This window comes from Streptomyces sp. NPDC043738 (assembly GCF_056436545.1).
In genome coordinates this window covers 64663-88274 of sequence record NZ_JBWKCJ010000015.1, presented here as the reverse complement: position 1 = coordinate 88274, position 23612 = coordinate 64663, and the positions used below count along the sequence as shown (strand labels likewise).

At 72.1% G+C, this 23612-nt stretch carries 23 protein-coding genes and 1 pseudogene; 6 read left to right on the top strand and 18 right to left on the bottom strand.

Features of this window, described 5'->3' with window-relative positions; translation table 11 throughout:
• Positions 1-117: 117 nt before the first annotated feature.
• On the bottom strand, positions 118-624 hold the full coding sequence (locus AC0680_RS20625; protein WP_478630687.1) for a carboxymuconolactone decarboxylase family protein: 507 nt from the start codon (positions 622-624) through the stop codon (positions 118-120).
• 47 nt (positions 625-671) lie between these two features.
• On the opposite strand from AC0680_RS20625, the gene pdxR reads away from it, so the two are divergent.
• Positions 672-2135 carry a MocR-like pyridoxine biosynthesis transcription factor PdxR gene (gene pdxR, locus AC0680_RS20620; protein ID WP_478630685.1) on the top strand — a complete coding sequence of 488 codons (1464 nt, stop codon included), beginning with the start codon at positions 672-674 and terminating at the stop codon, positions 2133-2135.
• On the opposite strand, the gene AC0680_RS20615 is transcribed toward pdxR, so the two are convergent.
• The 7 genes from AC0680_RS20615 to AC0680_RS20585 form a co-directional block, all read right to left on the bottom strand.
• On the bottom strand, positions 2110-3279 hold the full coding sequence (locus AC0680_RS20615) for a trypsin-like serine peptidase (protein ID WP_478630683.1): 1170 nt from the start codon (positions 3277-3279) through the stop codon (positions 2110-2112). The two genes, pdxR and AC0680_RS20615, sit on opposite strands and share 26 nt — an antisense overlap.
• 193 nt (positions 3280-3472) lie before the next feature.
• Positions 3473-4465: an ABC transporter substrate-binding protein gene (locus AC0680_RS20610; protein ID WP_478630681.1), complete on the bottom strand. Its 993-nt coding sequence runs from the start codon at positions 4463-4465 to the stop codon at positions 3473-3475.
• A gap of 2 nt (positions 4466-4467) precedes the next feature.
• A complete protein-coding gene (locus AC0680_RS20605) occupies positions 4468-6507 on the bottom strand; it encodes an ABC transporter permease (RefSeq protein WP_478630679.1) in 2040 nt (679 codons plus the stop codon).
• Complete coding sequence (locus tag AC0680_RS20600; protein WP_393497257.1) at positions 6504-6674, bottom strand: hypothetical protein; 171 nt, start codon at positions 6672-6674, stop codon at positions 6504-6506. Before AC0680_RS20600 ends, AC0680_RS20605 begins: the two co-directional genes overlap by 4 nt.
• On the bottom strand, positions 6674-7795 hold the full coding sequence (locus AC0680_RS20595; RefSeq protein ID WP_478630675.1) for a quaternary amine ABC transporter ATP-binding protein: 1122 nt from the start codon (positions 7793-7795) through the stop codon (positions 6674-6676). Before AC0680_RS20595 ends, AC0680_RS20600 begins: the two co-directional genes overlap by 1 nt.
• Complete coding sequence (locus AC0680_RS20590) at positions 7795-9336, bottom strand: GMC family oxidoreductase (protein WP_478630673.1); 1542 nt, start codon at positions 9334-9336, stop codon at positions 7795-7797. The genes AC0680_RS20595 and AC0680_RS20590 overlap by 1 nt, the downstream gene beginning before the upstream one ends.
• 57 nt (positions 9337-9393) lie before the next feature.
• Positions 9394-10902, bottom strand: a complete 1509-nt coding sequence (locus AC0680_RS20585) for an aldehyde dehydrogenase family protein (RefSeq protein WP_478630671.1) — start codon at positions 10900-10902, stop codon at positions 9394-9396.
• Positions 10903-11137: 235 nt separating this feature from the next.
• On the opposite strand from AC0680_RS20585, the gene AC0680_RS20580 reads away from it, so the two are divergent.
• Positions 11138-11950, top strand: a complete 813-nt coding sequence (locus AC0680_RS20580) for a hypothetical protein (RefSeq protein ID WP_478630670.1) — start codon at positions 11138-11140, stop codon at positions 11948-11950.
• A 113-nt stretch (positions 11951-12063) separates the two neighbouring features.
• The gene (locus tag AC0680_RS20575) at positions 12064-12681 is read left to right on the top strand and encodes a Uma2 family endonuclease (protein ID WP_478630668.1); all 618 of its coding nucleotides are present in this window, start codon (positions 12064-12066) and stop codon (positions 12679-12681) included.
• On the opposite strand, the gene AC0680_RS20570 is transcribed toward AC0680_RS20575, so the two are convergent.
• Entirely contained in the window at positions 12678-13250 is a 573-nt protein-coding gene (locus AC0680_RS20570) for a carboxymuconolactone decarboxylase family protein (RefSeq protein WP_478630666.1), read from the bottom strand. The two genes, AC0680_RS20575 and AC0680_RS20570, sit on opposite strands and share 4 nt — an antisense overlap.
• A gap of 90 nt (positions 13251-13340) precedes the next feature.
• Here AC0680_RS20570 and AC0680_RS20565 point away from each other — a divergent pair, with 90 nt between their 5' ends.
• Positions 13341-13550, top strand: a complete 210-nt coding sequence (locus AC0680_RS20565; RefSeq protein ID WP_478630664.1) for a DUF5988 family protein — start codon at positions 13341-13343, stop codon at positions 13548-13550.
• A gap of 46 nt (positions 13551-13596) precedes the next feature.
• On the opposite strand, the gene AC0680_RS20560 is transcribed toward AC0680_RS20565, so the two are convergent.
• From AC0680_RS20560 to AC0680_RS20540, 5 genes and pseudogenes are all read right to left on the bottom strand, one after another.
• Positions 13597-14613: a hypothetical protein gene (locus tag AC0680_RS20560; RefSeq protein ID WP_478630662.1), complete on the bottom strand. Its 1017-nt coding sequence runs from the start codon at positions 14611-14613 to the stop codon at positions 13597-13599.
• A 2-nt stretch (positions 14614-14615) separates the two neighbouring features.
• Complete coding sequence (locus AC0680_RS20555; RefSeq protein WP_478630660.1) at positions 14616-15005, bottom strand: hypothetical protein; 390 nt, start codon at positions 15003-15005, stop codon at positions 14616-14618.
• On the bottom strand, positions 14980-16866 hold the full coding sequence (locus AC0680_RS20550) for a hypothetical protein (protein ID WP_478630659.1): 1887 nt from the start codon (positions 16864-16866) through the stop codon (positions 14980-14982). Before AC0680_RS20550 ends, AC0680_RS20555 begins: the two co-directional genes overlap by 26 nt.
• 151 nt (positions 16867-17017) lie before the next feature.
• A complete protein-coding gene (locus tag AC0680_RS20545; RefSeq protein WP_478630657.1) occupies positions 17018-17293 on the bottom strand; it encodes a DUF397 domain-containing protein in 276 nt (91 codons plus the stop codon).
• 79 nt (positions 17294-17372) lie between these two features.
• A pseudogene (locus AC0680_RS20540) lies at positions 17373-18101 on the bottom strand (helix-turn-helix domain-containing protein); the annotation flags it as partial.
• Positions 18102-18324: 223 nt separating this feature from the next.
• On the opposite strand from AC0680_RS20540, the gene AC0680_RS20535 reads away from it, so the two are divergent.
• Entirely contained in the window at positions 18325-18522 is a 198-nt protein-coding gene (locus AC0680_RS20535; protein ID WP_478630656.1) for a hypothetical protein, read from the top strand.
• A gap of 29 nt (positions 18523-18551) precedes the next feature.
• Positions 18552-18707 carry a hypothetical protein gene (locus AC0680_RS20530; RefSeq protein ID WP_478630653.1) on the top strand — a complete coding sequence of 52 codons (156 nt, stop codon included), beginning with the start codon at positions 18552-18554 and terminating at the stop codon, positions 18705-18707.
• 118 nt (positions 18708-18825) lie between these two features.
• Here the strand turns inward: AC0680_RS20530 and AC0680_RS20525 are convergent, their stop codons facing one another.
• The 4 genes from AC0680_RS20525 to AC0680_RS20510 all read right to left on the bottom strand — a co-directional run bounded on the left by AC0680_RS20525 (position 18826) and on the right by AC0680_RS20510 (position 23304).
• Positions 18826-19815, bottom strand: a complete 990-nt coding sequence (locus tag AC0680_RS20525) for a malate dehydrogenase (RefSeq protein ID WP_478630651.1) — start codon at positions 19813-19815, stop codon at positions 18826-18828.
• 498 nt (positions 19816-20313) lie between these two features.
• The gene (locus tag AC0680_RS20520) at positions 20314-21405 is read right to left on the bottom strand and encodes a helix-turn-helix domain-containing protein (RefSeq protein ID WP_478630648.1); all 1092 of its coding nucleotides are present in this window, start codon (positions 21403-21405) and stop codon (positions 20314-20316) included.
• Positions 21406-21679: 274 nt separating this feature from the next.
• Positions 21680-22549, bottom strand: a complete 870-nt coding sequence (locus tag AC0680_RS20515) for a helix-turn-helix domain-containing protein (RefSeq protein ID WP_478630647.1) — start codon at positions 22547-22549, stop codon at positions 21680-21682.
• A complete protein-coding gene (locus AC0680_RS20510) occupies positions 22546-23304 on the bottom strand; it encodes a helix-turn-helix domain-containing protein (protein WP_478630644.1) in 759 nt (252 codons plus the stop codon). The genes AC0680_RS20515 and AC0680_RS20510 overlap by 4 nt, the downstream gene beginning before the upstream one ends.
• Between the last annotated feature and the right edge of the window lie 308 nt (positions 23305-23612).

Here is a 23612-nt window from a genome sequence, read left to right as displayed (position 1 = left end):
CGGGCACCGGGCCGGAGCGCGGGCACGAGGCTGGGGCGCGGGCACCGGGCCGGGGCGCGGGCACCAGGCCGGGGCACCTCGTCGCCCGTGCGCCCCGCCCCCGCCCCGCCCCCGGCCTCACCGCTCGTCCGTCCCCGGCACCTTGCCCGTGCTGATGGCGATCCGGTTCCAGGTGTTGATCGTGAAGATCAGCGCGAGCAGCCGGGCCAGTTCGTCGGCCTCGAAGTGCCGGGCGGCCCGCTCGTAGACCTCGTCCGGTACGCCGCCCTGGGCGACCAGGGTCACCGCCTCGGTCAGGGCCAGCGCCGCCCGCTCCTTCGCGGTGAAGAAGTGCGCCGCCTCCTGCCAGACGGCGACCATGTGCAGCCGCTCCTCGCTCTCGCCCGCCTTGCGGGCGTCGGTGGTGTGCATGTGCAGGCAGTACGCGCACTTGTTGAGCTGCGAGGAGCGGATCTGGACCAGCTCGACCAGGGAGTGGTCCAGGCCCTCGCGGGCGGCGGCGTCGAAGCCGATGAGGGCCTTGAAGGCCTTGGGGGCGGCCTTGGCGAAGTCCACCCGGGGGCTGCGGGGCGCCGCGTCGTTCAGGTCGTTGTCGCTGTGGGAGTACTTCGTCTCGTTCGTCATGCCTAGAAACCTATGTGCTTCGGCGACCGGCTGTAGGGTGCATTTCCATGCCGGAATCATGGGTCAATCCAGCCGAGATCCTGGGCGGCGATCTGCATCTGGAGCTGAGCGGACCGGGCAGCCGGCGCGCCGTGCTCCTGCGCGCGCTGCGCGAGGCCGTACGGTCCGGGCGGCTGGCCCCCGGCACCCGGCTGCCGCCCTACCGCTCCCTCGCCGCCGACCTCGGCATCGCCCGCAACACCGTCGCCGACACCTACGCCGAGCTGGTGGCCGAGGGCTGGCTCAGCGCCCGCCAGGGCTCCGGCACCCGCGTCGCCGAGCGCGCCGAACCGCTGACGCCCACCCGTGCCCCGGCCCGTAGCGCCCCGGTGGCCCGCCCCGTGCACAACCTCCTCCAGGGGCAGCCGGACGCCGCGTCCTTCCCCCGCACCGCCTGGCTGGGGGCCGCCCGTCGCGCGCTGACCGCCGCCCCCAACGACGCCTTCGGGCCCGGCGACCCCCGCGGCCGCATCGAGCTGCGCCGCGCGCTCACCGACTACCTGGCCCGCACCCGCGGGGTGCGCACCGACCCCGAGCGCATCGTGATCTGCTCCGGCTTCGCGCACGCCCTGCGGCTGCTCTTCCCCGCCGTGCTCCCCGGTCCGCTGGCCGTGGAGTCCTACGGCCTGCCCTTCCACCGGCAGCTGCTGACGGCCGCGGGGGTGGACACCCGCCCCCTGCCCCTCGACGAACACGGCGCCGACACCGAGCGGTTGGGCGCCCTGGACGACGTGGGCGCGGTGCTGCTGACTCCCGCGCACCAGTTTCCGACGGGGGTACCGCTGCACCCCGATCGGCGAGCCGCGGCCGTCAACTGGGCGCGGGCGACCGGTGGTTACGTCCTGGAGGACGACTACGACGGCGAGTTCCGCTACGACCGCAAGCCGGTCGGCGCCCTGCAGGGGCTGGACCCGGAACGCGTCGTGCACATCGGCTCGGTCAGCAAGAGCCTGTCGCCGGCGGTGCGGCTGGGCTGGATGGCGCTCCCCGGCCGCCTGGTCGACGCCGTCCTCGCGGCCAAGGGGGAACGCGAGGCCTGGGCGGGCGTCACCGATCAGCTGACCCTCGCGGAGCTGCTCGCCCACGGCGCCTACGACCGGCACATCCGCCGGATGCGCCAGCGCTACCGCCGGCGCCGCGACCGGCTCGTCGACGCGGTGACCCGCCAGGCCCCGCACCTCGGCGTCACCGGCATCGCCGCCGGCCTGCACGCCGTGCTCCAGCTGCCCGCCGGCTCCACCGAGGCCGACGAGCGCGCCGCGCTGCGCGCCGCCCGCTTCCAGGGCCTGGCCCTGGACGTGCTGTCGGACTACCGCCACCCGGCCGCCACGATGCCGTCCCGCCACGGCCTGGTCGTCGGCTATGCGACCCCGGCCGACAGCGCCTTCCCCGGCGACCTGGAGGCGCTGTGCCGGGCGCTGCCGCCGGAGCCGCGGAAAGCGGCCGCTACTGGTTCGCGAACTTCCGGCTGATGCCGTCGAAGACCCGCTTGGCCTCCGGTCCCAGGTGCGGGCCGGCCAGCCAGGTGTGGGCGTTGGAGCTGATGGAGCTGTTGGACACCAGGGCCAGCTTGCCGCCGCGCTCGGCGAACCAGCCGCCGCCCGAGGTGCCCCCGGTCATGGTGCAGCCGATGCGGTCCATGGCCGGCGTGCCCTGCTCCATGACGAGGCGCCCCGGGCGGCCCTGGCAGGCCATCATCTGCGCACCGTCGTACGGCGGTGCCGCCGGGTAGCCGACGGCCCGCACGAAGTTGACACCCGCGGCGGAGGGGGCGTTGAACCAGACCGGGATGGCGATGCCCACGGTCTCCTGGAGGGACTTGCCGCCGCCGTTCTCCGGCTTGACGTGCAGCACCGCGAAGTCGTACGCGGAGCCGCCGTTGCCGCTCTCCTCGCTGCCCATGTTGATCCACTCACCGGAGGTGGTGATCCAGTCCGCCCAGAACCGGCCGTAGGGCGTGACCTGCTGCGCGGGCAGGGAGCCGACCTGGTTCATCGGCGCGCCGTTGTCGTTGTACGACGGCACGAAGACGATGTTGCGCATCCAGCCGCCGCGCTTGCCGGAGTGCACGCAGTGCCCGGCGGTCCACACGAGGTTGGACTTGCCCGGGTGTGCCGGGTCCTGGATGACCGTGCCGGAGCAGACCATCGGGCCCTTGGGGCTGTCGAAGAAGATCTTCCCGACCGGGGCCATGTTCTGGTGGTACGGGCGACCGACCTCGATGGCGTCCACGGGCCGCGGCTCGGGGTCGGTGGCGTCGAACTCGCTGCCCGCGCCGGTGGCCTTGACGCCGATCTCGGGGGCGGCCTTCGCCTTCGCCAGCCGGTCGTTCTTCCAGTGGTCCTTGATGATCGGGTTGGCGAAGTCCTGTGCCTCGCGGGCCCACTTGTCCCAGTTCTTCCAGCCGCCGTCCTGCCACTTCTTCAGCTCGTCGATGCTGGTCGGCACGCCCTTGGGGAGCTTGAGGCCCCCGTCGCCCTGTTCCTTGTGGTCGGCGGCGGCCGAACCGCCGGGCCCGGCGGCCTTGTCGTCGCCGGGGCCGCAGGCGGTGGCGGTGACCGCGAGCAGCGCGGCCAGTGCGGCGGCCGCGACGGTGGAGCGGCGGATGGATGGCATGGAGCGAGTCCCCCCGATACGTGGCGGCGCCGCGGAGGCGCCACGCCGTGATGTGTTCATGTCCCGCGTCGGACTGGGCTCTACTATGCCGCCACGCCGGGGCCGGTGGGCGACCAGGGTCGGCGGGCCCGAACGCCCGCGCGGGCGGCCGCACACCGTGCGACCGCCCGCGTCGGAGATGAACCCGTGCCGGCTACTTCTTGGGCAGCCAGGCCTTCCAGACGTCCGGGTGCTTGATCACCCAGCGCTTGGCCGCCTCATCGGCCGACAGGCCCTTTGAGGCGATCGATTCGGACACCTCGTTCTGGGCGTCCTTGGTCCACTTGAAGTTCTTCAAGAACGCCGCGGCGCTGGTGCCGCTCTTGGCGAAGTCGGTGTTGAAGTACTTCTGGAGCGGGGTCGTGGGGTACGCGCAGTCGATGGACTGCGGGTCCTTGGCGCCCTTCTCCGCGCAGGCGTCGGTGTACTTGGGGAGCTTGACCTCCACCATCGGCACCTGGTTGAAGAGCCACTGCGGCTCGTACCAGTACGTCAGGAACGGCTTCTTCTCCTTGGCGAACTGCTGGATCTGGGTGATCTGCGCCGCCTCGGAGCCGGCGAAGACCACCTCGTAGTTCAGGTCCAGGTTCTTCACCAGCGCCTTGTCGTTGGTGACGTAGGACGGTGAACCGTCCATCAGCTGGCCCTTGTTGCCGCTCTCCGAGGTGCGCAGCTGGTCGGCGAACTTGTTGAGGTTCTTCCAGTTGGTGACCTCGGGGTGCGCGTCGGCCCAGTACTTGGGGACGTACCAGCCGATGTGGCCGGTGACGCCGTTGCCGCCGCCCGCCGTGATCGTCTTCTTGTCCTTGACGTAGCGCTGCTCCTGGTCGGGGTGGCCCCAGTCCTCCAGGATCGCGTCGACCCGGCCCTGGCTCAGCGCGTCCCAGGCGGGGATCTCGTCCACCTGGACGGTGTCGACGTGGTAGCCCAGCTCGTGTTCGAGCAGGTACTTGGCGACCGCGACATTGGCCTGGGCGCCGACCCAGGTCTGCACGGACAGCGTGACGGACTTGGAACCCTCGGCCGCGGCGAACGGCGAGGACTGCTTGGTCATGTCGGCCTTGCCGCAGGCCGACAGGGACAGGGACAGGGCCGCCGTGGCGGCCAGCGCGGCCGTCCCGACGATCGTGGTGCGCTTACGGGACATGGTCAGGCTCCCTTCCCCGTCGTACGGCGTTCCGTGGGTTGGGTGACCCGGTCGAGCATCAGGCCCAGGCACACGATCGCCACACCCGCGACCAGGCCGAGGGCCAGGTCTCCGGTGGCCAGACCGGTGACGACGTCGTACCCGAGGGCACCGCCGCCGACCAGGCCGCCGATGATGACGACGGCGAGGACGAGCACCACGCCCTGGTTGACGGCCAGCAGCAGCGCCGGCCGGGCCAACGGAAGCTGGACCTGGCGCAGCATCTGCCAACGGGTGGCGCCCAGGGAGCGGGCGGACTCCACGGCCGCGGGGTCCACCTGGCGCAGGCCCTGGGTGGTGATGCGGATGACGGCCGGCAGCGCGTAGACGACCGCCGCGGCGGCGGCCGGGGCGCGGCCCACGGCGAACAGCGCCACCACGGGGATCAGGTACACGAACTGCGGCATGGTCTGCATGACGTCCAGCACCGGGCGCAGCAGCGTCTCGAAGCGCTTGCTGCCCGCGGTGAGGATGCCGACGCCGAAGCCCAGCACCAGGGTCACCACCAGGGCGGCGAGCACCTGGGAGAGGGTGTTCATGGACGGCTTCCACACGCCCAGCACGCCGATGGCGGCCATCGCCAGGACGGCGGTCAGGGCGGTGCGCCAGGTGCCGATGAGCCAGGCGAGCGCGGCGACGATGAGCAGCGTGCCGTACCAGGGCAGCGCGGTCAGGCCGTCGCGCAGCGGGTTGAGGACCCAGTCGGTGAAGTGCGCGGCCCAGTCGGCGGTGCCGCCGACGACGGGGACTCCGGAGTAGAGGTGGTCGACCATCCACTCCTTGAAGTCGTTGACGGGGGCGGCGATGTTCACCGCCCAGGCGTCGGGCCAGACCAGCGAGCCGGTCAGCCGGCCGACGGCGGCGAGCGCGGCGGTGACCGCGGCCACCCCGGCCCAGGCCCGCCAGCCGCGCAGCCACGTCGGGCCGGCGGCGGTGCCGGCCGCGCCGATACTCCCCCAAGCTCTCAACTTCGTTCGAGCAGGGCGGTACCCCCCTCCGGCCGCGGCGGTGGTGCGGTCCATGACGATGGCCAGCAGCACGATCGGGATGGCGGCGGCGAGCGCGGCACCGACGTCGACCGAGGCGAGGGCCTGGTAGACGCGGTCACCGAGACCGGCGGCACCGATCATCGAGGCGATCACGACCATGGACAGCGCCATCATGATCGTCTGGTTGACGCCGAGGAGGAGCTCCTTGCGGGCCAGCGGCAGGCGGGCGGTCAGCAGCCGCTGCCGTCCGGTGGCGCCGAGGGAGGAGACGGCCTCCAGCACGCCGGGGTCGGCGCCGCGCAGACCGAGGGCGGTCAGGCGGGCCATCGGCGGCGCCGCGTAGACGACGGTGGCCAGCAGCGCGGCCGGTACGCCGATGCCGAAGACCAGCACGACGGGGAGCAGGTAGGCGAAGGCCGGGAGGACCTGCATGGTGTCCAGGACCGGGCGCAGGATCTTGAAGAGGCGCTCGGAGAGACCGGCGGCCAGACCCAGCAGGGCGCCGACGGCGACCGAGACGACGACCGCCACGATCATCAGGGCGAGCGTCTGCATGGTCGGGACCCACATCCCCAGCAGGCCGCTGACCAGGAAGGACAGCAGTGCCACGGCGGCGATGCGGACACCGGCCACCCGCCAGGCGATCAGCGTGACGCCGGCCGTCACACCGGTCCAGCCCAGCGCGAGCAGCAGCAGGTAGACGGCGCGTACGGAGATGACCACGGCGTTGGAGAGGTGGCCGAGGAAGTAGACGAACAGCCAGTGGCTGTCGCGGTTGTCGATGATCCAGTCGCTGGTCCTGCCGAGCGGGCCGGAGACGTCGACGGTAAGCGAGGACGGCCAGGCGGCGCCGTACTTGGCGGCCAGCAGCGGGACGAGGACGGCCGCGGCGACGACGAGCAGCAGCAGCTTGGCCACGCCGCGGCGCTGCAGCAGGAACTGGGCCGGGCCCTTGGGCGTGTCGACGCCGAGGGTGCCGCGGGCAGAAACCGGGGTGGGGGCAGCGCTGCTCATGCGCGCCCCCGCTTGACGGTGCCGACCGGCACGTTCATGGCGGCGGCGCGCTGCGCCTCCCGCCACTGGCGCAGCAGCGCGGCGCGCATACGGGACCGCGGGGAGGCCGCGGGAGCTCTGGAGCCGACGGCGCGCAGGGCGCCGCCGTGGGGGGTCGCGGCGTACATCAGGCAGCCACCTCGCCGTGCCGCGGGTCCTCGATCCGGGCGACCACGTTGAGCAGGCAGGCGTGGTCGACGACGCCCAGGCAGCGGCCGTCGTCGACGACGCGGGCCGCGCCGCCGGAGCGGGCGACCGCCTCGATGGCGTCGGAGATCAGGGTGTCGGGGCCGAGCGCCGGCCCCTGGTCGCTCTCGCCGTCCTCGGCCGGACGCATCGCGCGGCGGACGGTGAGCACCTGCTCGCGCGGGACGTCCCGCACGAAGTCGCGGACGTAGTCGTCGGCCGGCGAGCCGACGATCTCCTCGGGGGTGCCGAGCTGGACGATCTCGCCGTCGCGCATCAGGGCGATCCGGTCGCCGACCCGCAGCGCCTCGGCGAGGTCGTGGGTGATGAAGACCATCGTCCGGCCCTCCTCGCGGTGCAGGCGGACGACCTCTTCCTGCATGTCGCGGCGGATGAGCGGGTCGAGCGCGCTGAACGGCTCGTCGAACAGCAGCACCTCGGGGTCGACGGCGAGCGCCCGGGCCAGGCCGACGCGCTGCTGCTGGCCACCGGAGAGCTGGCCCGGACGGCGCTTCTCCAGACCGGCCAGGCCCACCTTGTCGACCATCTCGCCGGCCTTCTCGCGGCGCTCGGCCTTGCCTACGCCCTGGATCTCCAGGCCGTAGGCGACGTTGTCGACGACGGAGCGGTGCGGCAGCAGGCCGAAGTGCTGGAAGACCATGGCGGCGCGGCGGCGGCGCAGTTCGCGCAGCGCGCCGCGGTCCATGGCGCGCACGTCCTCGCCGTCCATCTCGAGGTTGCCGCTGGTCGGCTCGATCAGCCGGGTCAGGCACCGCACGAGGGTGGACTTGCCGGAGCCGGACAGGCCCATCACGACGAAGGCCTCGCCCTTGTGGACGTCGAAGGAGACATCGCGGACGGCGGCGGTGCAGCCGGTCCGCTCGCGCAGTTCCTGGGCGTTCAGGCCGGCGACGGAGGAGTCGCCGGGGATCTTGTCGGCCTTGGGGCCGAAGACCTTCCAGAGGTTGCGGACGGAGAAGACGACGTCACGGCCGTCCTGCTCGGTGTCGGCGGCCTTGCGGGCGTTGGGTATCTCGGATGCGCCGGCGGAGGTGGTAGCCATCACGCATCACCTCCCTTGGTCGGGTCTTTACGGAGCAGTTCGGCGCACTTCTCCCCCACCATCAGCACGCCCAGCATGGGGTTGACGGCCGGCATCGTCGGGAAGACCGAGGCATCGGCGATACGGATGCCGTCCAGCCCGCGGATCTTCAACTGCGGGTCGACGACGGCCAGTCGGTCGTCAAGGGCACCCATCTTGCAGGTGCCGGCGGGGTGGTAGACGGTGTGTGCGGCCTTGCGCACCAGCTCGCCGATCTCCTCGTCGTCCGTCACGTCCGGACCGGGGAAGACCTCGCGCTTGAGCCACTTGGCGAACGGCTCGGCCTTGGCGATCTCGCGCGCCAGCTTGATGCCGTCGACGAGGGTCCGCCCGTCGTAGTCGTCCTCGTCCTCGAAGTACCTGAAGTCCAGGGCCGGCTTGACCTCGGGGTCGGCGGAGGTGAGGTAGAGGCGGCCGCGGGAGCGGGACTTGGGGATGTTCGGGGTCATCGACACGCCGTGCTCGGGGCGCTCGTAGCCCAGCCGCTCGGGGTTGTCGGTGAAGGGGATCTGGTAGAAGTGGAACATCAGGTCCGGGCCCTTGTGCTCCGGGTCCCGCTTGACGAACAGGCCCGCGTCGGAGTCCATCGCGGAGTTGCCCGGGATCGGCCCGTCGGTCTCCCAGACGATCACCGACTCGGGGTGGTCGATGAGGTTCTCACCGACGCCCGGCAGGTCGAGCACGCAGTCGATGCCCAGCGCCTGGAGGTCCTCCTTCGGGCCGATGCCGGAGTGCATCAGCAGCCGCGGGGTGTCGACCGCGCCGGCGCACACCAGCACCTCGCGGGCGGCCTCGACGTAGACCTCCTCGCCGTCCTTGGTGCGGACGTGGACGCCCTTGGCGGTCGTACCGTCCAGCTCCAGCTTGTGCGCCCAGGTCTCCAGCATCAGCGTGAGGTTCGGGCGGTCGCCGGCCTCCATGTGCGGGTGGAGGTAGGCGACGGACGCCGAGGACCGCTTGTTGTTCTCCGGGTGGTAGGAGAGGTCGAAGAAGCCGACGCCCTCGTCGAAGGGCTTGTCGTTGAAGCCGACGACCTCGGGGACGCCGAGCGCCGTCTTGGTGGCCTCGATCCAGTCCGTCGCGATCTGGTTCTGGTCCTTCTTCGCCACCCGCACGATGTTGTTGCGCAGCTTGCCGAAGTAGGGGTCCATCTCCTTGGCGCCCCAGCCGGCCGCGCCCGCCGCCTCCCACTCGTCCCAGTCGGACGGCAGCGGCTTGAAGGAGATCAGGGTGTTGTGGGAGGAGCAGCCGCCGAGGACCTTGGCGCGGCTGTGCAGGATGTGCGAGTTGCCGCGCGGCTGCTCGGTGGTCGTGTACTCGTAGTCCAGCTCACCGCCGAGCAGGCCGAGCCACTTGCGCAGCGTCAGTACGTCCTCGCGGTCGATGTCGGAGGGACCGCCCTCGATGACGGCGACGGAGACGGCGGGGTCCTCGGTGAGGCGGGAGGCGATGACGGAGCCGGCGGTGCCGCCTCCGACGACGACATAGTCGTACACGGGCATGAGGGGTACTCCTTTACTGCGAGGTGCGTGGTGCGGGTCGCGTGCTCGGGCCTGGGGTCAGCCCGTGAACCACCGCACCGGCGCCGGCCGCAGGTTCTCGTAAATGTGCTTGCTCTCGCGGTACTCGTCCAGACCCGTGGGGCCCAGTTCCCGGCCGATGCCGGACTTGCCGAAGCCGCCCCACTCCGCCTGCGGGAGGTAGGGGTGGTAGTCGTTGATCCAGACCGTGCCGTGCCGCAGCCGGGCGGCGACCCGGCGGGCGCGGGCGGTGTCGGCGGAGAAGACGGCGCCCGCGAGGCCGTACTCGGTGTCGTTGGCGAGCGCGACGGCCTCGTCCTCGGTGGTGAAGGTCTCCACCGTCAGGATCGGGCCGAAGGTCTCCTCGCGGACCACCTTCATCTCGCGGTGGCAGCCGTCCAGCACGGTCGGCGCGTAGAAGTAGCCGGTGGCCGGGCGGACGTCCGAGGGCTTGGGCCGGGAGCCGCCGCAGCGCAGCTGCGCCCCCTCGGCCAGCGCGGAGGCGACGTACGCCTCGACCTTCTCCAACTGCTGCTGGGAGACCAGCGGACCGCACTCCACGCCGTCCTCGGTGCCCCGGCCGAGCTTGATCCGCTCGGCGCGGCGGGCGAGTTCGGCGACGAAGCGGTCGCGCACCGACTCCTCGATGATCAGCCGGGCACCGGCCGAGCAGACCTGCCCGCTGTGGATGAACGCGGCGTTCAGCGCCTGGTCGACGGCGGTGTCGAAGCCCTCCTCGGTGGCGCAGGCGTCGGCGAAGACCACATTGGGGTTCTTGCCGCCCAGCTCCAGCGCGATCTTCTTGGCGCCGGAGACCGCCGCCGCGCCCGCCTTCGTACCGCTGGCGAGGCCGCCGGTGAAGGAGAACAGATCCACGTCCGGGTGCTCGGCCAGCCGCTGGCCGACCGGCACGCCCGCGCCGGTGACGATGTTGGCGACACCGGCCGGCAGCCCGGCCTCGACCAGCAGCTTGATCAGGTGCACGGTCGACAGCGGAGTGACCTCGCTGGGCTTGATCACAAAAGTGTTGCCGGCCGCGAGGGCCGGCGCGATCTTCCAACTCGCCTGGAGCAGCGGGTAGTTCCACGGCGTGATCAGCGCACAGACGCCGACCGGCTCGTGCACGACGACGCTGTGCACATCCGCCGACCCGGCGTCGACGACCCGCCCGCCGCTCTCGTTCATCACCACGTCGGCGAAGTACCGGAACGCGTTGGTGACGTCGTCGACGTCGACCCGGCCCTCCTCCAGCGTCTTGCCGGTGTCCCGGCTCTCGATGAGGGCGATCTCCTCGCGGTCGCGCTGCAGCAGGTCGGCGACCCGGCGCAGCAGCGCGGAGCGCTCGGCGACGGCCGTGCGGGGCCAGGCGCCGGCGCCGCCCTCGAAGGCGCGCCGGGCGGCCGCGACCGCCGCGTCGGCGTCGTCGGCGCCGCCCTCGGACACCAGCTGGAGCGTCGTCGCGTCGGCGGGGTCGAGGACCTCCCGCGTGGCGCCGGATGCGGCGGGAAGCCACACCCCGTCTACGTGAATGGTCTCGATTGACGACACGTCGTTCTGCCTTCCGGTTACCGATCTGTTCCCACTGGTGCAACCACTGGCGTCACCAGCAACAAGGAGCCCTCCCCGGAAGCGGCCCACCTATGCCCAAACATTCATGGAAAGTGAGCCGACTCACTCAAAGTGCGAACGAATGTCCTGGAACCTACCCTGAATAGCTGTATGTCCCCGCGGATGCCCCTGCGGTATGTCCCTCGTACGCCCCCTCCGGACCGGAGGTGCCGAGATGACCTGCAGACGCCGTACCGTCACCGCAACCACCGCCCTGAGCTGCACCGCGGCCCTGCTCGCCGGAGCGGCGTGCACCGGCGCCGCGGCGGCGACCGCCGACCCCGACGGCGAGGGCGACCTCGCGGGCAAGTCCGCCCAGCAGATCTCCGACGACGCGCTCGACCAGCTGGTCGCCGCGAAGTCGCTGCGGCTGCGCACCCTGACCACCGCCGGCCCGACCAAGCTCGACATCACCCTGGACCAGGCCGGCAACTGCGCCGGCGCCATCAGCAAGGGCGCGCTCGGCCGGGTGGAGATGATCAAGCGCGGCGACCAGGTCTGGATGAAGCCGGACGCGGCCTTCTGGAAGAGCCAGTTCCCCGGAGACCAGGGCACCGAGGCGGCCGCGAAGTACAAGGACACCTTCCTGCACGGCACCACCGACGACGGCTTCCTGCAGAGCCTGTCCGCCGCCTGCGACCTCACCGCCTTCCAGAAGTCCGCCGCCGGCACCGACGAGCCGCCCACGAACACCCCGTCGCCCTCGACCACCTCCACCCTCACCAAGGGCCGCCCGACCGTCCACGAGGGCACCCGCGTCCTGCCCGTCATCAGGAAGTTCGACGGAGCCGTCCAGACCCTCTACGTCGCGGTCAAGGGCAAGCCCTACCCCCTCAAGCTCACCACCGAGATCGACCACGAGACGGGCACGATCCTGCTGAGCAACTACGACCGCCCGGTCCCCGCCAAGACCCCCGCTCCGGCCGATACCGTCGACATCGCGGTGTTCGAGGACATGCTGGAGGGGCCGGACAACGCCCACACCTGACGGTTGACACCTGGCGGTTGGCATATGCCGCTACAGCCCGTAACCGTCCGCACATACATAGCGTTGAACCGTGCGGCTGCCCGTCTGGCGTGGCGGCGGGGAGGAGCGGCACGATGACCATCAGCCTTGAGCGGACCGAGACGATCGAGACCGGCGGGATGGAGATGGCGGAGCCCACTGAGAACGAGCGGCGCTTGGACGAGCTGTTCGAGTGGCTGGAGCAGGCCTTCCCCGAGGGCTACAAGATCGAGATCGTCGAGGGGGCCATCTTCATGACGCCGCAGCGGGACGTCCATTGGACGACCATCCGCCGGATCGTGCGGGCACTGGAAGACCGCTTCGGGATGGACGTCCCGGTGATGTCGGACGTGCGGATCGACTTCCCCGGCAAGGAGAACGGCTTCTGCCCGGACGTCCTCAAGCTGGCCGACGACGCGAAGAAGGACCGGGGCCGGTGGCGCCACCAGGACATCGAGTTCGTCGCCGAGGTCATCTCCAGGGGCACCGCGGCGAACGACTACGGCCCGAAGAAGACGATCTACGCCGAGGCCGGAATCCCGGTCTACATGATCGCCGACCCCTACATCGGTCGCTGTCGCGTCTTCACCCACCCCCAGGACGGCGAGTACAGGATCGACACCACGCTCGCCTACGGACTGCCGATCGACCTCACCAAGACGATTGTCGACCTCACCATCCCCACCGAGGGCTTCCCCCGCGAGGCTCCTTAGCCCCGCCCCGCCCCCCGCGTCAGCGGAATCGCGCAGTTGTCGGAGAACCCCTGGCTGTGCAGCCCCATGGCGCTGTTCATGCGGGAGCGCAGGTTCTCCACGGCCACCATCATGGTCAGCTCCACGAACGCCGCCTCGCCCAGGCGCCCGCGCAGGCCCTCGGCCAGCTCGTCGGTCACGGCCGGCGGCGTCGCGGTCATCGCCTCCGTGTACTCCATGACCATCCGCTCAAGCTCCGTGAAGGACTCCTGGTGGTCCCGCCAGGCGGGCACCTTGCTGATCTTCTCCAGCGGCAGCCCCAGCCGGTCGGCCTGCCAGTAGCCGAAGTCCACGCACCACGAGCAGCCGATGGCCGCCGCCGACACCAGCTCCGCCAGGTGCTTGAGCGCGGGGTCCAGCGCCTTCCAGCGCGCCACCTTGTTCTCGAAGGAGAAGTAGGAGCGCAGGATCCTGGGGTGGTGGCCCATGGCCAGGGCGGGCTCCATGACCTTGCCGTAGGCGCGCCGGGAGTACCACTGCGCGAACCGGACGGTGAGGGTGCGCCGGGGGGTGAGGGAAATGCGGGCCATGACGGGTGCCTCCTGCTTCGTAGCTGCCTTCTCACTCCATTGACGTACCGGCGGCGGGCCGATGTGACATGCCGGGGCGAGAATGCAGGCATGGCTGACAAAGCGGCGAAGGCAGTGCTGGTGGGCGGGCCCGAGGAGCTGCCCGAACGGATCGTGCCGATCGATCCGCCCGGGGACGAGCTGAAGATCCCCTACCGCAACGGCTATGAGCACTTCCGGGCCACCAGCCGGCAGCAGGACACCGCCGAGGGCGCCCTGCCCGTGTACGAGTGGTGGGAGCGTACGGAGCTGCCCGGCTAGCCCCGAAAAGCCCCGGGGGCCCGGGTAGCGCAGCCCGGACGGTGGTTCAGGGGGTGGCGGCGAAGGCCCGCAGCGCGATCTTCTGGGTGCGCTGCTGCTCCGGCCAGTCCGCCTCGGTGCCGAGGACCAGGACGGCGAACTGACGGCCGTCGTCGACGGTGAAGGCGCAGTCGACGACCTTGACCCGTTCGCCGATCCGCTCGCTGTCATAGGCGTAGACCAGCTGGGCGGCGTCCGTCCCGGGAGCCGGGCCGTCGAACGCCCCGAGGCTGATCTCCTCATAGCCGGGGTTGTGCGCCAGCCCCTCCGAGGCCTTCCGCAGCGCCGCCTCCGAGGCGGTGTCCGGTTCGGTGATCTCGAAGATCTGCACCAGTCCCCGGTCGTCCGGCGCCGTGTAGAAGACGCCGGTGTCGCGGACGCTGCGCCGCCAGCCGTCCGGGACCGCGGTGGTGAAGCCCTTGTCGTCGTGGACGAGGCGGTAGCCGTCCGGCGGCGCCGTGCCCCAGGGGCCGGTGGGATCTGTGGAGGCGGTGGGGCCGGTGTCGTCGGTGGGCGGCGCCGAGGTGCCGGTGGCGGGGTCCTCGGGCACGGACGCCTTGGTGCGGGCCGGTGGGCGGGCGGCGGCCGGGTCGTCGCCGCGTCCCCATAGGAGATAGCCGCCGCCGACGCCCGCCGCGATCACGGCCGCCGCCACTCCGGCGATGAGTGCGGTACGGCGCCGCCGCCCGCCGCCCATGGGCCCCGGGGCGGGCGGCGGCACGGGCGTGGGGACGACCAGCGGGTCGACCACCGGGCCGGCCCCCGAGGCGGCCACCGGCCCGGCCACCGGACCGGCGGAGGCATCCGCAGGCGGCCCGGCGGAGACGTCCGCATGCGGACCAGCGGGAGCGTCCGCAGGCGGCCCGCCGGCGCCGTGCGGTAACGGCCCGGTCGGCCCGGCCCCCGCCGACGGCGCGAAGTCCGGCCGGGGCGGCATCGGTCCCGTATAGGGGGCGGGCGGCGGTGTGCCGTCCTCCCAGCTCTGGGTCTCGCTGTTCCAGCGGGCCGGGCCGCGGCCCTTCATCGTCAGCCTCCCACCAGGGCCGCGACCGCCTGGCCGACCGCGGCCCCCGAGGCCAGCAGCCCCACCACCGCACTGGCGTCCGTGAGCGCCGCACGCAGCCGGGCCAGCCGCCCCGGCCCGGCCGCCCCGGTGTCGGCGATCTCCGTCTCGGTGTCGGCCAGCTCCCCGCTCAGCGCCGTGACCTGCGGGGTCTCCACCGCCCGGGACAGATCGTCGCGCAGGGCCCGGACGGCGCGCAGCAGCTCCTGCTGCGCCGGGTCCGCCGCGGGCCCGCCGACGCCTTCGTTGTGGGTGACGGTGTTGTGGTCACCGATGGCGAACGCCCCCTGGACGCTGCCGATGTGGATGCCGCCCTTGCCGCGCTCGTCAGCCGTTGCTGCCACGCTTGGCACTTCCCTTCGCCGCGGAGCCCCGCTCGGTGGTGTTGTGGGTGATCGTGTTGTGGTCGCCGATGCCGACGGCGCCCTGGGCGGACTCGACGTACACGCCGCCCTCGGCGACATGCACGATCCGCTGCTCGAACTCGTCGGTCCGGTAGCCGGCCTCGCTCAGCGCCGTGGTGACCCCGGCCGCCACCCGCTGCTGGATCGTCTTCAGATAGCGGGCCACGTCCATGTCCTGGAAGAGCGAGGACTCCCCGTAGGAGCCCAGCTCGCGTACGGCGGCACCGGGGCCCTCGGGGAGCGCCGCGCCGTGCCCCGCGGTCGCCAGCCGCCACGCCGACAGCAGGCCGCGCACCAGCGTGAGCACGGCCGAGCCCGCCGAGCGCGGCGTACGGCTCAGCGCCCACACCGCCTTGCCGAAGTGGTGGTGGTGCCGGTACTGGTGGGCGAGCCGGTCGGCGTCCTGGAACTGCTGCCGCAGCGGCCACAGCACATGCGGCGCGACCTCCAGCATCAGCATCCCGCCCTGGGTGTGCACCCGCACGAAGACCGTGGTGACGATGCCCTCGTTCCAGCCGCCGACCCGGATGCGCAGGAAGTGCCGCCGGGTCTCCCCGCCCTCCTCGACGGCCGCGGCCCGGTGCTCCTCGAACGCCTCCGGCGCGTACGGCGCCGCCGCACGGGTCGGCAGCCCCTCCGCCGGCAGGAAGACGCACTCGTCGATCTCCATCGCGCGCAGCCGGTCGCGCACCGCGGCCGCCACCTCGGGCGAACCGTGCGGGGACGGCACCCGCAGCGCCGCCACCAGGGGCACGATGCGCTGCAGGATGGCCGCGTTGTCCAGCGGCTCGACCTTCCGGTCCGGCCGCGGGTTCAGCTCCACCGACAGCGACCACGTCTTGTACGGCCAGCCGGCACCACAGAACGGGTTGGCGGCCCGATACATCACCAGCGGCCCGTGCTGCTCGATCCGCACCCGCTCCCGCAACCGCCGGAAGCGCAGACCCTCGGCCCGCTCCGCCGGATCGGACATCACATCGGGGAAGCGCTCCTTGGACAGCTCCCGGGCCAGCGCCCGCGCGAACTGCCCGCGCTGCAGGGCGACCAGCGTGGCCAGCACCAGCGGCAGCAGCAGCGCGATCCACACCTGGAGCATGCCGGAGCCGCCGCTGGGGTCGGCGTACCCGGCCGCGGACTCCCAGCCGCCGTACGAGCCGCCGTACGAGTCGCTGTCCCCGTACCAGCCGAAGTCCGGCTCGTCGGAGGAGGACGAGCCGAACGGCAGCAGATTCGTCAGCAGCCGGACGGGCAGCATCCGCCAGGCGCCGCCCAGGGCCTCGCCGATGATGATCGCCATCACCAACGCCACGATGAAGAAGACCAGTTGGAGACGCCCGTACCACCGCAGCAGGAAGGAGAGACCGCGCGCCAGCCACGCGGGGACGGGCGCCCGGCGGACGAGGCGCGACAGCGCCATGAAGATGACAGGGAAGAGGTAGAGCACCGCCAGACCCGACGACATCGGGATGGCCACGATCCACACGCCCAGGATCGCGGCGGCCCAGCCCAGCTCCAGCCGGCGGGCGCGCAGCGCGTGGGCGAGCACCCGGGCCGCGTCGATGCCCATCGAGGGGGCGGCGAACCGCTCCTCATGGACGTACAGCTCGTCGATCACCGCGTCCCGGAACGGCTCGTCCATGTACGCACCGGCGCACAGCAACCGGGTGGCATCGCTGGCACCCGGCGGGGTCACGGGCAGTGGAGGAGGCGGAGCGTAGGTCGCGGCCTCGGGCGGCTCGGGCGGCTTCTTCTCCAACCGCGAGTGGTCGTCGGGCCCTTCGGGCTGCACGGGCACACTCGTCCGGGTCATCGGCCTCCCCCATGCAACGCCAATGGACTGCCACGGAGGCGGAGTTGGCGAACGAGGCGCCAGTCGCCGACCGTGGCAACACGGAAGCCGCAGCATAGGCCAGGGGACCACTCCGTGTCAGCGCGATAACGGAAGGTGGTCGCCGGGCAGGTCAGAGGCCCGTGCGGAACTCCCCGTCTTTGACGGCGGCGAGGAAGGCCGACCAGCCTGCCACCGGGAGGTGTAGAACGGGCCCGTCAGGGTTCTTGCTGTCGCGGACCGGGACGATGCCGGGGATACCGGGGGCTATTTCGATGCAGTTGCCGCCGTTGTCGCCGCTGTAGCTGCTCTTCACCCAGTTCAGCGCCACTTCGATGCAGTTGCCGCCGTCGCGGTCGCTGTAGCTGCTCTTGATCCATATCGCGGAGCTGAACCCGTGGCTGTTCATTCCCGTAACCTTCCATCACCTCGGCGATCAGAGCGGCAGATGCGGGAGCTGACAGAGCGTCCGCTCTGAGGACATCATAGGTCTGGCTGTGACGAGCGTGGACGGCTGGATCGTCGTTGAGATGACCACGGTCGAGCGACTCCGAATAGACCCACTGGTCCCCGTCGGGCAACGTGATCAGCGACATGGAAGTCTTGGGGCGGATGAGCCCGGAAACGGCGGCCGGGGCGACCTGAATGCGCATGTTGGACCGCTGTCCAACCTCCAGCAGATGTGCGCACTGTCCACGCATGACGGCCGCGCCCCCCACGACGTTACGCAAACAGCTCTCGTCCAACACCGCGACGTACAGCGGGCCACCCGGGTCCAAGAAGCGCTGTTGGCGGCTCAGCCTCGCTCTGACCAGCTTCTCAACCTCGTCGCCGCTCGCGATCGAGGCGAACAACGCTCGTGCGTAGTCGTCACATTGCAACAGGCCCGGCATGACCTGGGCCTGGTACTCGCGCAGGGCGACGGCCACGGAGTCCAGCTCAGCCCGCCGCTCGAACCAGTCCGGATGCTGCACCTCCGGATACCAGTCGATCCGCCGCCACAACCGCAACAACACTCCACCCGTACCCAGCAGTTCATCGCAGACCCTGGCGAAGGCCTCTTGCGGCACCCGCGTGCCCGCCTCGACCCGCGCCACATGCGAGCGATCGCAAGGGATCTTGCGCGCCAAGGCGTCCTGAGTCAGGAGCGCCGCCTCCCGGTGGTGTTTGAGCACCTCGCCGAACACCGCCGCGGTGGTACCGGCCGTCCCTCCCATGCCGTTGCGTCGTCCCATCGACCCCGCCCCCCTTTGTGACAGTTGGTCATTGTCACGCGCCCAGCGTTGTGATCGGCGATCTCACTGAGCAACGATGAATACACCCAGAGTAAGAGGCCGCACTGACAATCGCGGCGTGCTCCCGCATGCCCGAACACGCAGAACCCCCGCGACGTTGGCAGACGTCCGGGGGCGTGGTCTCCAACCCAGAGAGATTGACGACATGCACCACGTTATCCGGCTCTTCGAGTCCCTGCTACGGCTGTTACTTCCCTGCGCGGAGTGTCAACGACATGCCGAGGTACCGCCTGTACCGCCGCCCTCCGCTGTGGACCAGGCCCTCGTACGCTCCTACCGGATCGTGTACGAGCGGCGGCAGCGGCGGCGCGAGTACTGGCGTCAGCTGCAGGTGATGGGCTGATGGGCCGTATGGACCGCCCGGTTCACCTCATGGAACCGTCAACGGCGCCCGATCCCGCCCCGGTCGCCGGGTGCGATGTGTGCGGGGCGCTGGCCCGGCAGCGGGCGGGGGCGTACGCCGTCGGGGACCGGTCGGCGGCGACCGACTGCAACGTCGAGATCCGCCGCCATCCCCACCCGGGGTAGCACCGGCCGTGGCCCACCCGCAGCAGGCCGGAAACGGCCGAGCCCGCACGGCCCTTGCGGACCGTGCGGGCTCGTGGTGGCTGCGGCGCCGCCCGCGCGGGGCGGCAGCGGCGGTGACTCAGAGCAGGCCGAGGGCGCGGACCGCGTCGCGCTCCTCCGTGAGCTCCTTGACCGACGCGTCGATGCGGGCGCGGGAGAAGTCGTTGATCTCCAGGCCCTGGACGATCTCGTACGTGCCGCCCTTGGTGGTGACGGGGAACGAGGAGATCAGGCCCTCCGGGACGCCGTAGGAGCCGTCCGAGGGGATGCCCATCGAGGTCCAGTCGCCGTCGGCGGTGCCGTTGACCCAGGTGTGGACGTGGTCGATGGCGGCGTTGGCGGCGGAGGCCGCGGAGGACGCGCCGCGGGCCTCGATGATCGCCGCACCGCGCTTGGCGACGGTCGGGATGAAGGTGTCGGCCAGCCACTTCTCGTCGTTGACGGTCTCGGCGGCGTTCTTGCCGGCGACCGAGGCGTGGAAGATGTCCGGGTACTGGGTGGCCGAGTGGTTGCCCCAGATCGTCAGCCGGCGGATCTCGGAGACCGGGGTGCCGGTCTTCTGCGCGAGCTGGGAGACGGCGCGGTTGTGGTCCAGGCGGGTCATCGCGGTGAAGCGCTCACGCGGTACGTCCGGCGCGGCGGCCTGCGCGATCAGCGCGTTGGTGTTGGCGGGGTTGCCGACGACCAGGACCTTGATGTCGTCCGCGGCGTGGTCGTTGATGGCCTTGCCCTGCGGCTTGAAGATGCCGCCGTTGGCCTCCAGCAGGTCGCCGCGCTCCATGCCCTTGGTGCGGGGGCGGGCGCCGACGAGCAGGGCGACGTTCGCGCCGTCGAAGGCGACGTTCGGGTCGTCCGAGATGTCGATGCCCTGCAGCAGCGGGAAGGCGCAGTCGTCGAGCTCCATCGCGGTGCCCTCGGCGGCCTTCAGACCCTGCGGGATCTCCAGGAGGCGCAGCTTGACCGGCACGTCCGCGCCGAGCAGATGACCGGAAGCGATGCGGAAGAGGAGTGCGTAACCGATCTGGCCGGCGGCGCCGGTGACGGTGACATTGACGGGAGTGCGGGTCATGGCGATCTCCTGCGCGACGTTTTCTGGGGGCAAGCCCCAGACCACCATGGGTGGCGGTGGGTGTCCCTGCCCATTTATCTAGGCCTCTCAAGGTCTCTTGGTATCGAGAGACCGGCCGCCAGGCTATCGGACCCCCGCCGGTGGCAGGCGACGGGCCGGTGTGGCACACCTCACCGGGTGCGCCGGGGCATCCGTACGGCCGTCCGTAGTGGCGTCCCCAGGAGGCGTACGCAGGGCCGTGGAGCGGGCGGCCGTACGCCCCCGGGAGGGTGCGGGTGCGGCGGCCGCCCGCTGTAGGAGGGGTGCGAGCGGCCGCCGAACTGTGCACACCCGTGGGGGGTACCGGTCGCATGCCCCCGATGACGGCGGGCATGCCCCCCAGTTCCCGAAGCGCTCCGTGGACGGCGATTCCCGGCCAGCGGCGGGCGCACGCCGGCGGGACGGCCGACCGGCGGGACGGGCGGCCGACGACTGGCCGGCGCGGCGGCCGACCGGCGGCTAGCGGGCCGTCGGCTGGACGCAGCCCTTCGTGCCCCTCGTGGTCGTACCGCAGGCCGTGACCTTCGCCGGGTCGCCCGTCACCTCGACCATCGCGGTGTACGCGGCGCCGCCGCGCTCGACCCGCGCCGACAGGCCGCGGCCGACCTCGCCGATGGTGACCTGGTCACCGGGCGCCGCACCGCTGATCCGCGCCCAGGCCGCGTGGCAGACCGAGCTGTAGCGGACCTCGATCAGCGCGCCGCCGGCCATCCCGCGCGACGGGCTGACGGCGCGCGTCCCCCCGCACCCCATCGCCTCCGGGTCCTTGCCCGCACACGCGGCCCCGTCGCAGCGGACCCCGGCGGGCAGCACCGGCCGTGCGCTCGGCGTCGCCTTCGGCGCGGGCGCCGCGGCCGCCTTCTTGGCGCCGCCGGTGTCCGGATCCAGCAGCAGTACCGCGGCGCCCGCCACCAGCAGCGCGCCGACGGCACCGACGACGCCCATCAGCACCCGGCCACGGCGGGCGGGCGGCTTCCCGCCCTCCGCTTCGGGCGCGGCCGGCGGGGCCGGGGACGGCGCCGCCGCCACCTGCTCCCACTCCGGGAAGTCCGACGCCGAGGGCGTCTCGCTGATCCTTTGGTGCGGCACCGGCGGGATCCGGGGCGCGGTTGCGGTCCGCGGCGGATCCGCGACCTGCACGCCCTTGGCCGACCGCGCGGCCTTCGCCGACTTCGCGGCCTTGGCCGGCTGCTTCGTCTCCGCCGGCTGCGCCTCGATGTCCAGCGCGGCCCGCGCCTGGGCGACGCGTATCGCCTCCATCGTGACGTCGTGCCGCATCTCCGCCCGGCTCCAGGCGCGTTCGGCCAGCTCCCACATCGTGGTGAGGTGCCCGGGGTGGGTGCCGGTCGCCTCGGCGAGCGCGAGCACCGCGCGCTGCGGCGGCAGCAGCCGACCGTTGAGATACCGCTCCCACGAGGTCTTGCTGAAGCCCGTACGGTCCGCGACTGCGGCCACACTCAGGCCGCTGCGGTCCACGAGTGTGCGCAGCCGTTCGGTGAACTCACCCACCTGCGGATCGAGTTCCTCCGGCAGCGCCTTCCAGCGAGGCATGGCCCCCCCTATCCCCACATGTACACGACGGCGCAACTCCCCCTGGTGCGCCCGCCCTCATTGACTACCCGTAGGGATGCTTCCGGCCAGGAGGCAGTTCCCCATTTCGAGGCGCACGGGAGCATTCAGGGGCATACCGGCTCGCCCGCGCACGCCCCGTGGGCCCCCAGCAGTGTGACATTTCCACCGCACCGCATACGACTTCTGTACGTATCTCGATAAGAACCGGCCACAGTGGGGTATGGAATGCAGCCGTCCGGTCCGGCCGCGGAGGCTAACGCGGGAAGCACTCCGCGGTTGCGCCGCCGGCCGGATGCAGACACACCCGGACGCCGCTCGGGCCGCGGGCCGCCGTCATCGGCGTGACGAGGTACCCCTCGGCGTCGAAGCGGTCCTTCACCCGCGCCGACCGCGGCTTCGCCCCCGGAGCCGACACCTCGTCGCGGTCACCGATCCGGCCGCCGCGCAGCCGCGCCCAGGCGGCCTTGCAGGACTCGGCGTAGCGGATCTCCACATGCCGGCCCCCGGCGGCGGCCCGCTCCGCGACCGTCGCCACCAGGCCCTGACCGCCGCAGTACATCGAACGGGCGTCCTTGCCGTCGCACGACGCCCCCCGGCAGCCGGTCACCGAGGAGGACGTCGGCGCGGGCCGCGCGGCCGGACCGCCCCCGGCTCCGTCCGCCGCCGGGCGCAGCACCAGCACCGCGACGAGGGCCAGCACACCGGCGCAGCCCCCGGCCGCCACGGGCACGGCCCACCGCGGCCGCCGCCGCTGCGCCCGCCCCGTCCCGGAACCGGGCCCCGGCCCGCCGCCGGCCGGTCCGGCGGCACCCGGCCCGCCTTCGGACGGGCCCGGGGCGGCCGCGGCCGGCGCCGCCCGCCCGCTCCACGCCGCGTCCGCCAGCTCCCACAGCGCCACCAGCCGCCCGGCCGGCTCACCCGCCAGCCGGCACAGCGCCTCCACCGCGTCCCTCGGCGGCAGCTTCTTGCCGTTGAGATACCGCTCCCACGACGACTTGCTGTACGCGGTCCTGGCGGCGAGCGCGGCCAGGCTCAGGCCCGTACGCGCCCGCAACTCCCGCATCCCCGCGGCCAGTCGGGCGCACTCCAGCCCTTCGCGCAGCTCACCGCCCCGCCCGCTCACCGGCGCAGCACCTTCCAGGTGTCGGGGCCCACGATCCCGTCCGACGGCAGACCGGCCGCCTCCTGCAGGCGCTTGGCGGCGCGCATGGTGTTCTCGCCGACGATGCCGTCCACCGGCCCCGGGTCGTACCCCCGGTGGCGCAGCAGGCACTGCGCCTCGACCGCCTCCCAGCCGCTGGTGCCGTTGCCGAGGAGCGCCGTGGCCGTACGGCTGCGCCCGGCGTACAGGCCGCCGGCGGTGCGCCGGACGTGGCAGGCGAAGGTCTCGCCCGCCCGGTGGGTGAACGCCGGTGCGGCGTCAGGGGCGCGGCCGGCCGACGCGACGCCCCGGGCGGGTCCGGACGCGCCGTCGTCCTGCCAGGGCCGGGCGAGAAGCAGCGCCACGCCTGCCACGACGAGCAGGGCCAGTGCACCGAGGGCGACCATCGCGCGGGCGCGCGGGCGGCGGCGGGCGGGCTCCGGGGGCGCGGCCGCCGGCTGCGGCGGGCTCGCCTCCCAGGCCTGCGCAGCGACCTCGTGCAGCGCCAGCAGCCGGGTCGGATCGGTGCCGCAGACCCGCGCGAGCGCCTCCACCGCCTCCCTGGGCGGCAGCTTCTTGCCGTTGAGGTACCGCTCCCACGACGACTTGCTGTACGCGGTCTTGGCTGCGAGCGAGGCCAGGCTCAGCCCGCTGTGGTCCTTCAGTCTCCGCAAATGCACGACGAGCTGCCGCACCCGCTGGTCAAGCGATGCGGGCAGCCCCTTCCAACGCGACATGTTCCACCCCATACGCGTTCGATCCCCCGAGGCCAGGAGCCCCCTGTGCCGCCGATGATGGCGCGCGCCCGGCCCCCGGTTCCCGGTTTTACTCTTTCCGCACGGTATCCGGACATGCGCACCCTGTTGTTCCGCATCCCACCGCGACCTCCGCAAAAGTGACGTCCCCGCAGGTCAGAGGCGGGGACGTCCCACAAGCTCCCCGCCACCGCGCTCCGTGTGGCCGTCGACGCGCACGGGGGCGCACAGTCAGTGGCGCACCACAGGGCGGCGCGGTCCACCCCGCGCCGCCACCACACAACGGGGAG

What these genes read in the sequence shown, in the direction of transcription:
- AC0680_RS20625 (WP_478630687.1), bottom strand. Translation starts at nt 624, where the DNA reads ATGACGAACGAGACGAAGTACTCCCACAGCGACAACGACCTGAACGAC.
- pdxR (WP_478630685.1), top strand. Translation starts at nt 672, where the DNA reads ATGCCGGAATCATGGGTCAATCCAGCCGAGATCCTGGGCGGCGATCTG.
- AC0680_RS20615 (WP_478630683.1), bottom strand. Translation starts at nt 3,279, where the DNA reads ATGCCATCCATCCGCCGCTCCACCGTCGCGGCCGCCGCACTGGCCGCG.
- AC0680_RS20610 (WP_478630681.1), bottom strand. Translation starts at nt 4,465, where the DNA reads ATGTCCCGTAAGCGCACCACGATCGTCGGGACGGCCGCGCTGGCCGCC.
- AC0680_RS20605 (WP_478630679.1), bottom strand. Translation starts at nt 6,507, where the DNA reads ATGAGCAGCGCTGCCCCCACCCCGGTTTCTGCCCGCGGCACCCTCGGC.
- AC0680_RS20600 (WP_393497257.1), bottom strand. Translation starts at nt 6,674, where the DNA reads ATGTACGCCGCGACCCCCCACGGCGGCGCCCTGCGCGCCGTCGGCTCC.
- AC0680_RS20595 (WP_478630675.1), bottom strand. Translation starts at nt 7,795, where the DNA reads ATGGCTACCACCTCCGCCGGCGCATCCGAGATACCCAACGCCCGCAAG.
- AC0680_RS20590 (WP_478630673.1), bottom strand. Translation starts at nt 9,336, where the DNA reads ATGCCCGTGTACGACTATGTCGTCGTCGGAGGCGGCACCGCCGGCTCC.
- AC0680_RS20580 (WP_478630670.1), top strand. Translation starts at nt 11,138, where the DNA reads ATGACCTGCAGACGCCGTACCGTCACCGCAACCACCGCCCTGAGCTGC.
- AC0680_RS20575 (WP_478630668.1), top strand. Translation starts at nt 12,064, where the DNA reads ATGACCATCAGCCTTGAGCGGACCGAGACGATCGAGACCGGCGGGATG.
- AC0680_RS20570 (WP_478630666.1), bottom strand. Translation starts at nt 13,250, where the DNA reads ATGGCCCGCATTTCCCTCACCCCCCGGCGCACCCTCACCGTCCGGTTC.
- AC0680_RS20565 (WP_478630664.1), top strand. Translation starts at nt 13,341, where the DNA reads ATGGCTGACAAAGCGGCGAAGGCAGTGCTGGTGGGCGGGCCCGAGGAG.
- AC0680_RS20560 (WP_478630662.1), bottom strand. Translation starts at nt 14,613, where the DNA reads ATGAAGGGCCGCGGCCCGGCCCGCTGGAACAGCGAGACCCAGAGCTGG.
- AC0680_RS20550 (WP_478630659.1), bottom strand. Translation starts at nt 16,866, where the DNA reads ATGACCCGGACGAGTGTGCCCGTGCAGCCCGAAGGGCCCGACGACCAC.
- AC0680_RS20545 (WP_478630657.1), bottom strand. Translation starts at nt 17,293, where the DNA reads ATGAACAGCCACGGGTTCAGCTCCGCGATATGGATCAAGAGCAGCTAC.
- AC0680_RS20535 (WP_478630656.1), top strand. Translation starts at nt 18,325, where the DNA reads ATGCACCACGTTATCCGGCTCTTCGAGTCCCTGCTACGGCTGTTACTT.
- AC0680_RS20530 (WP_478630653.1), top strand. Translation starts at nt 18,552, where the DNA reads ATGGAACCGTCAACGGCGCCCGATCCCGCCCCGGTCGCCGGGTGCGAT.
- AC0680_RS20525 (WP_478630651.1), bottom strand. Translation starts at nt 19,815, where the DNA reads ATGACCCGCACTCCCGTCAATGTCACCGTCACCGGCGCCGCCGGCCAG.
- AC0680_RS20520 (WP_478630648.1), bottom strand. Translation starts at nt 21,405, where the DNA reads ATGCCTCGCTGGAAGGCGCTGCCGGAGGAACTCGATCCGCAGGTGGGT.
- AC0680_RS20510 (WP_478630644.1), bottom strand. Translation starts at nt 23,304, where the DNA reads ATGTCGCGTTGGAAGGGGCTGCCCGCATCGCTTGACCAGCGGGTGCGG.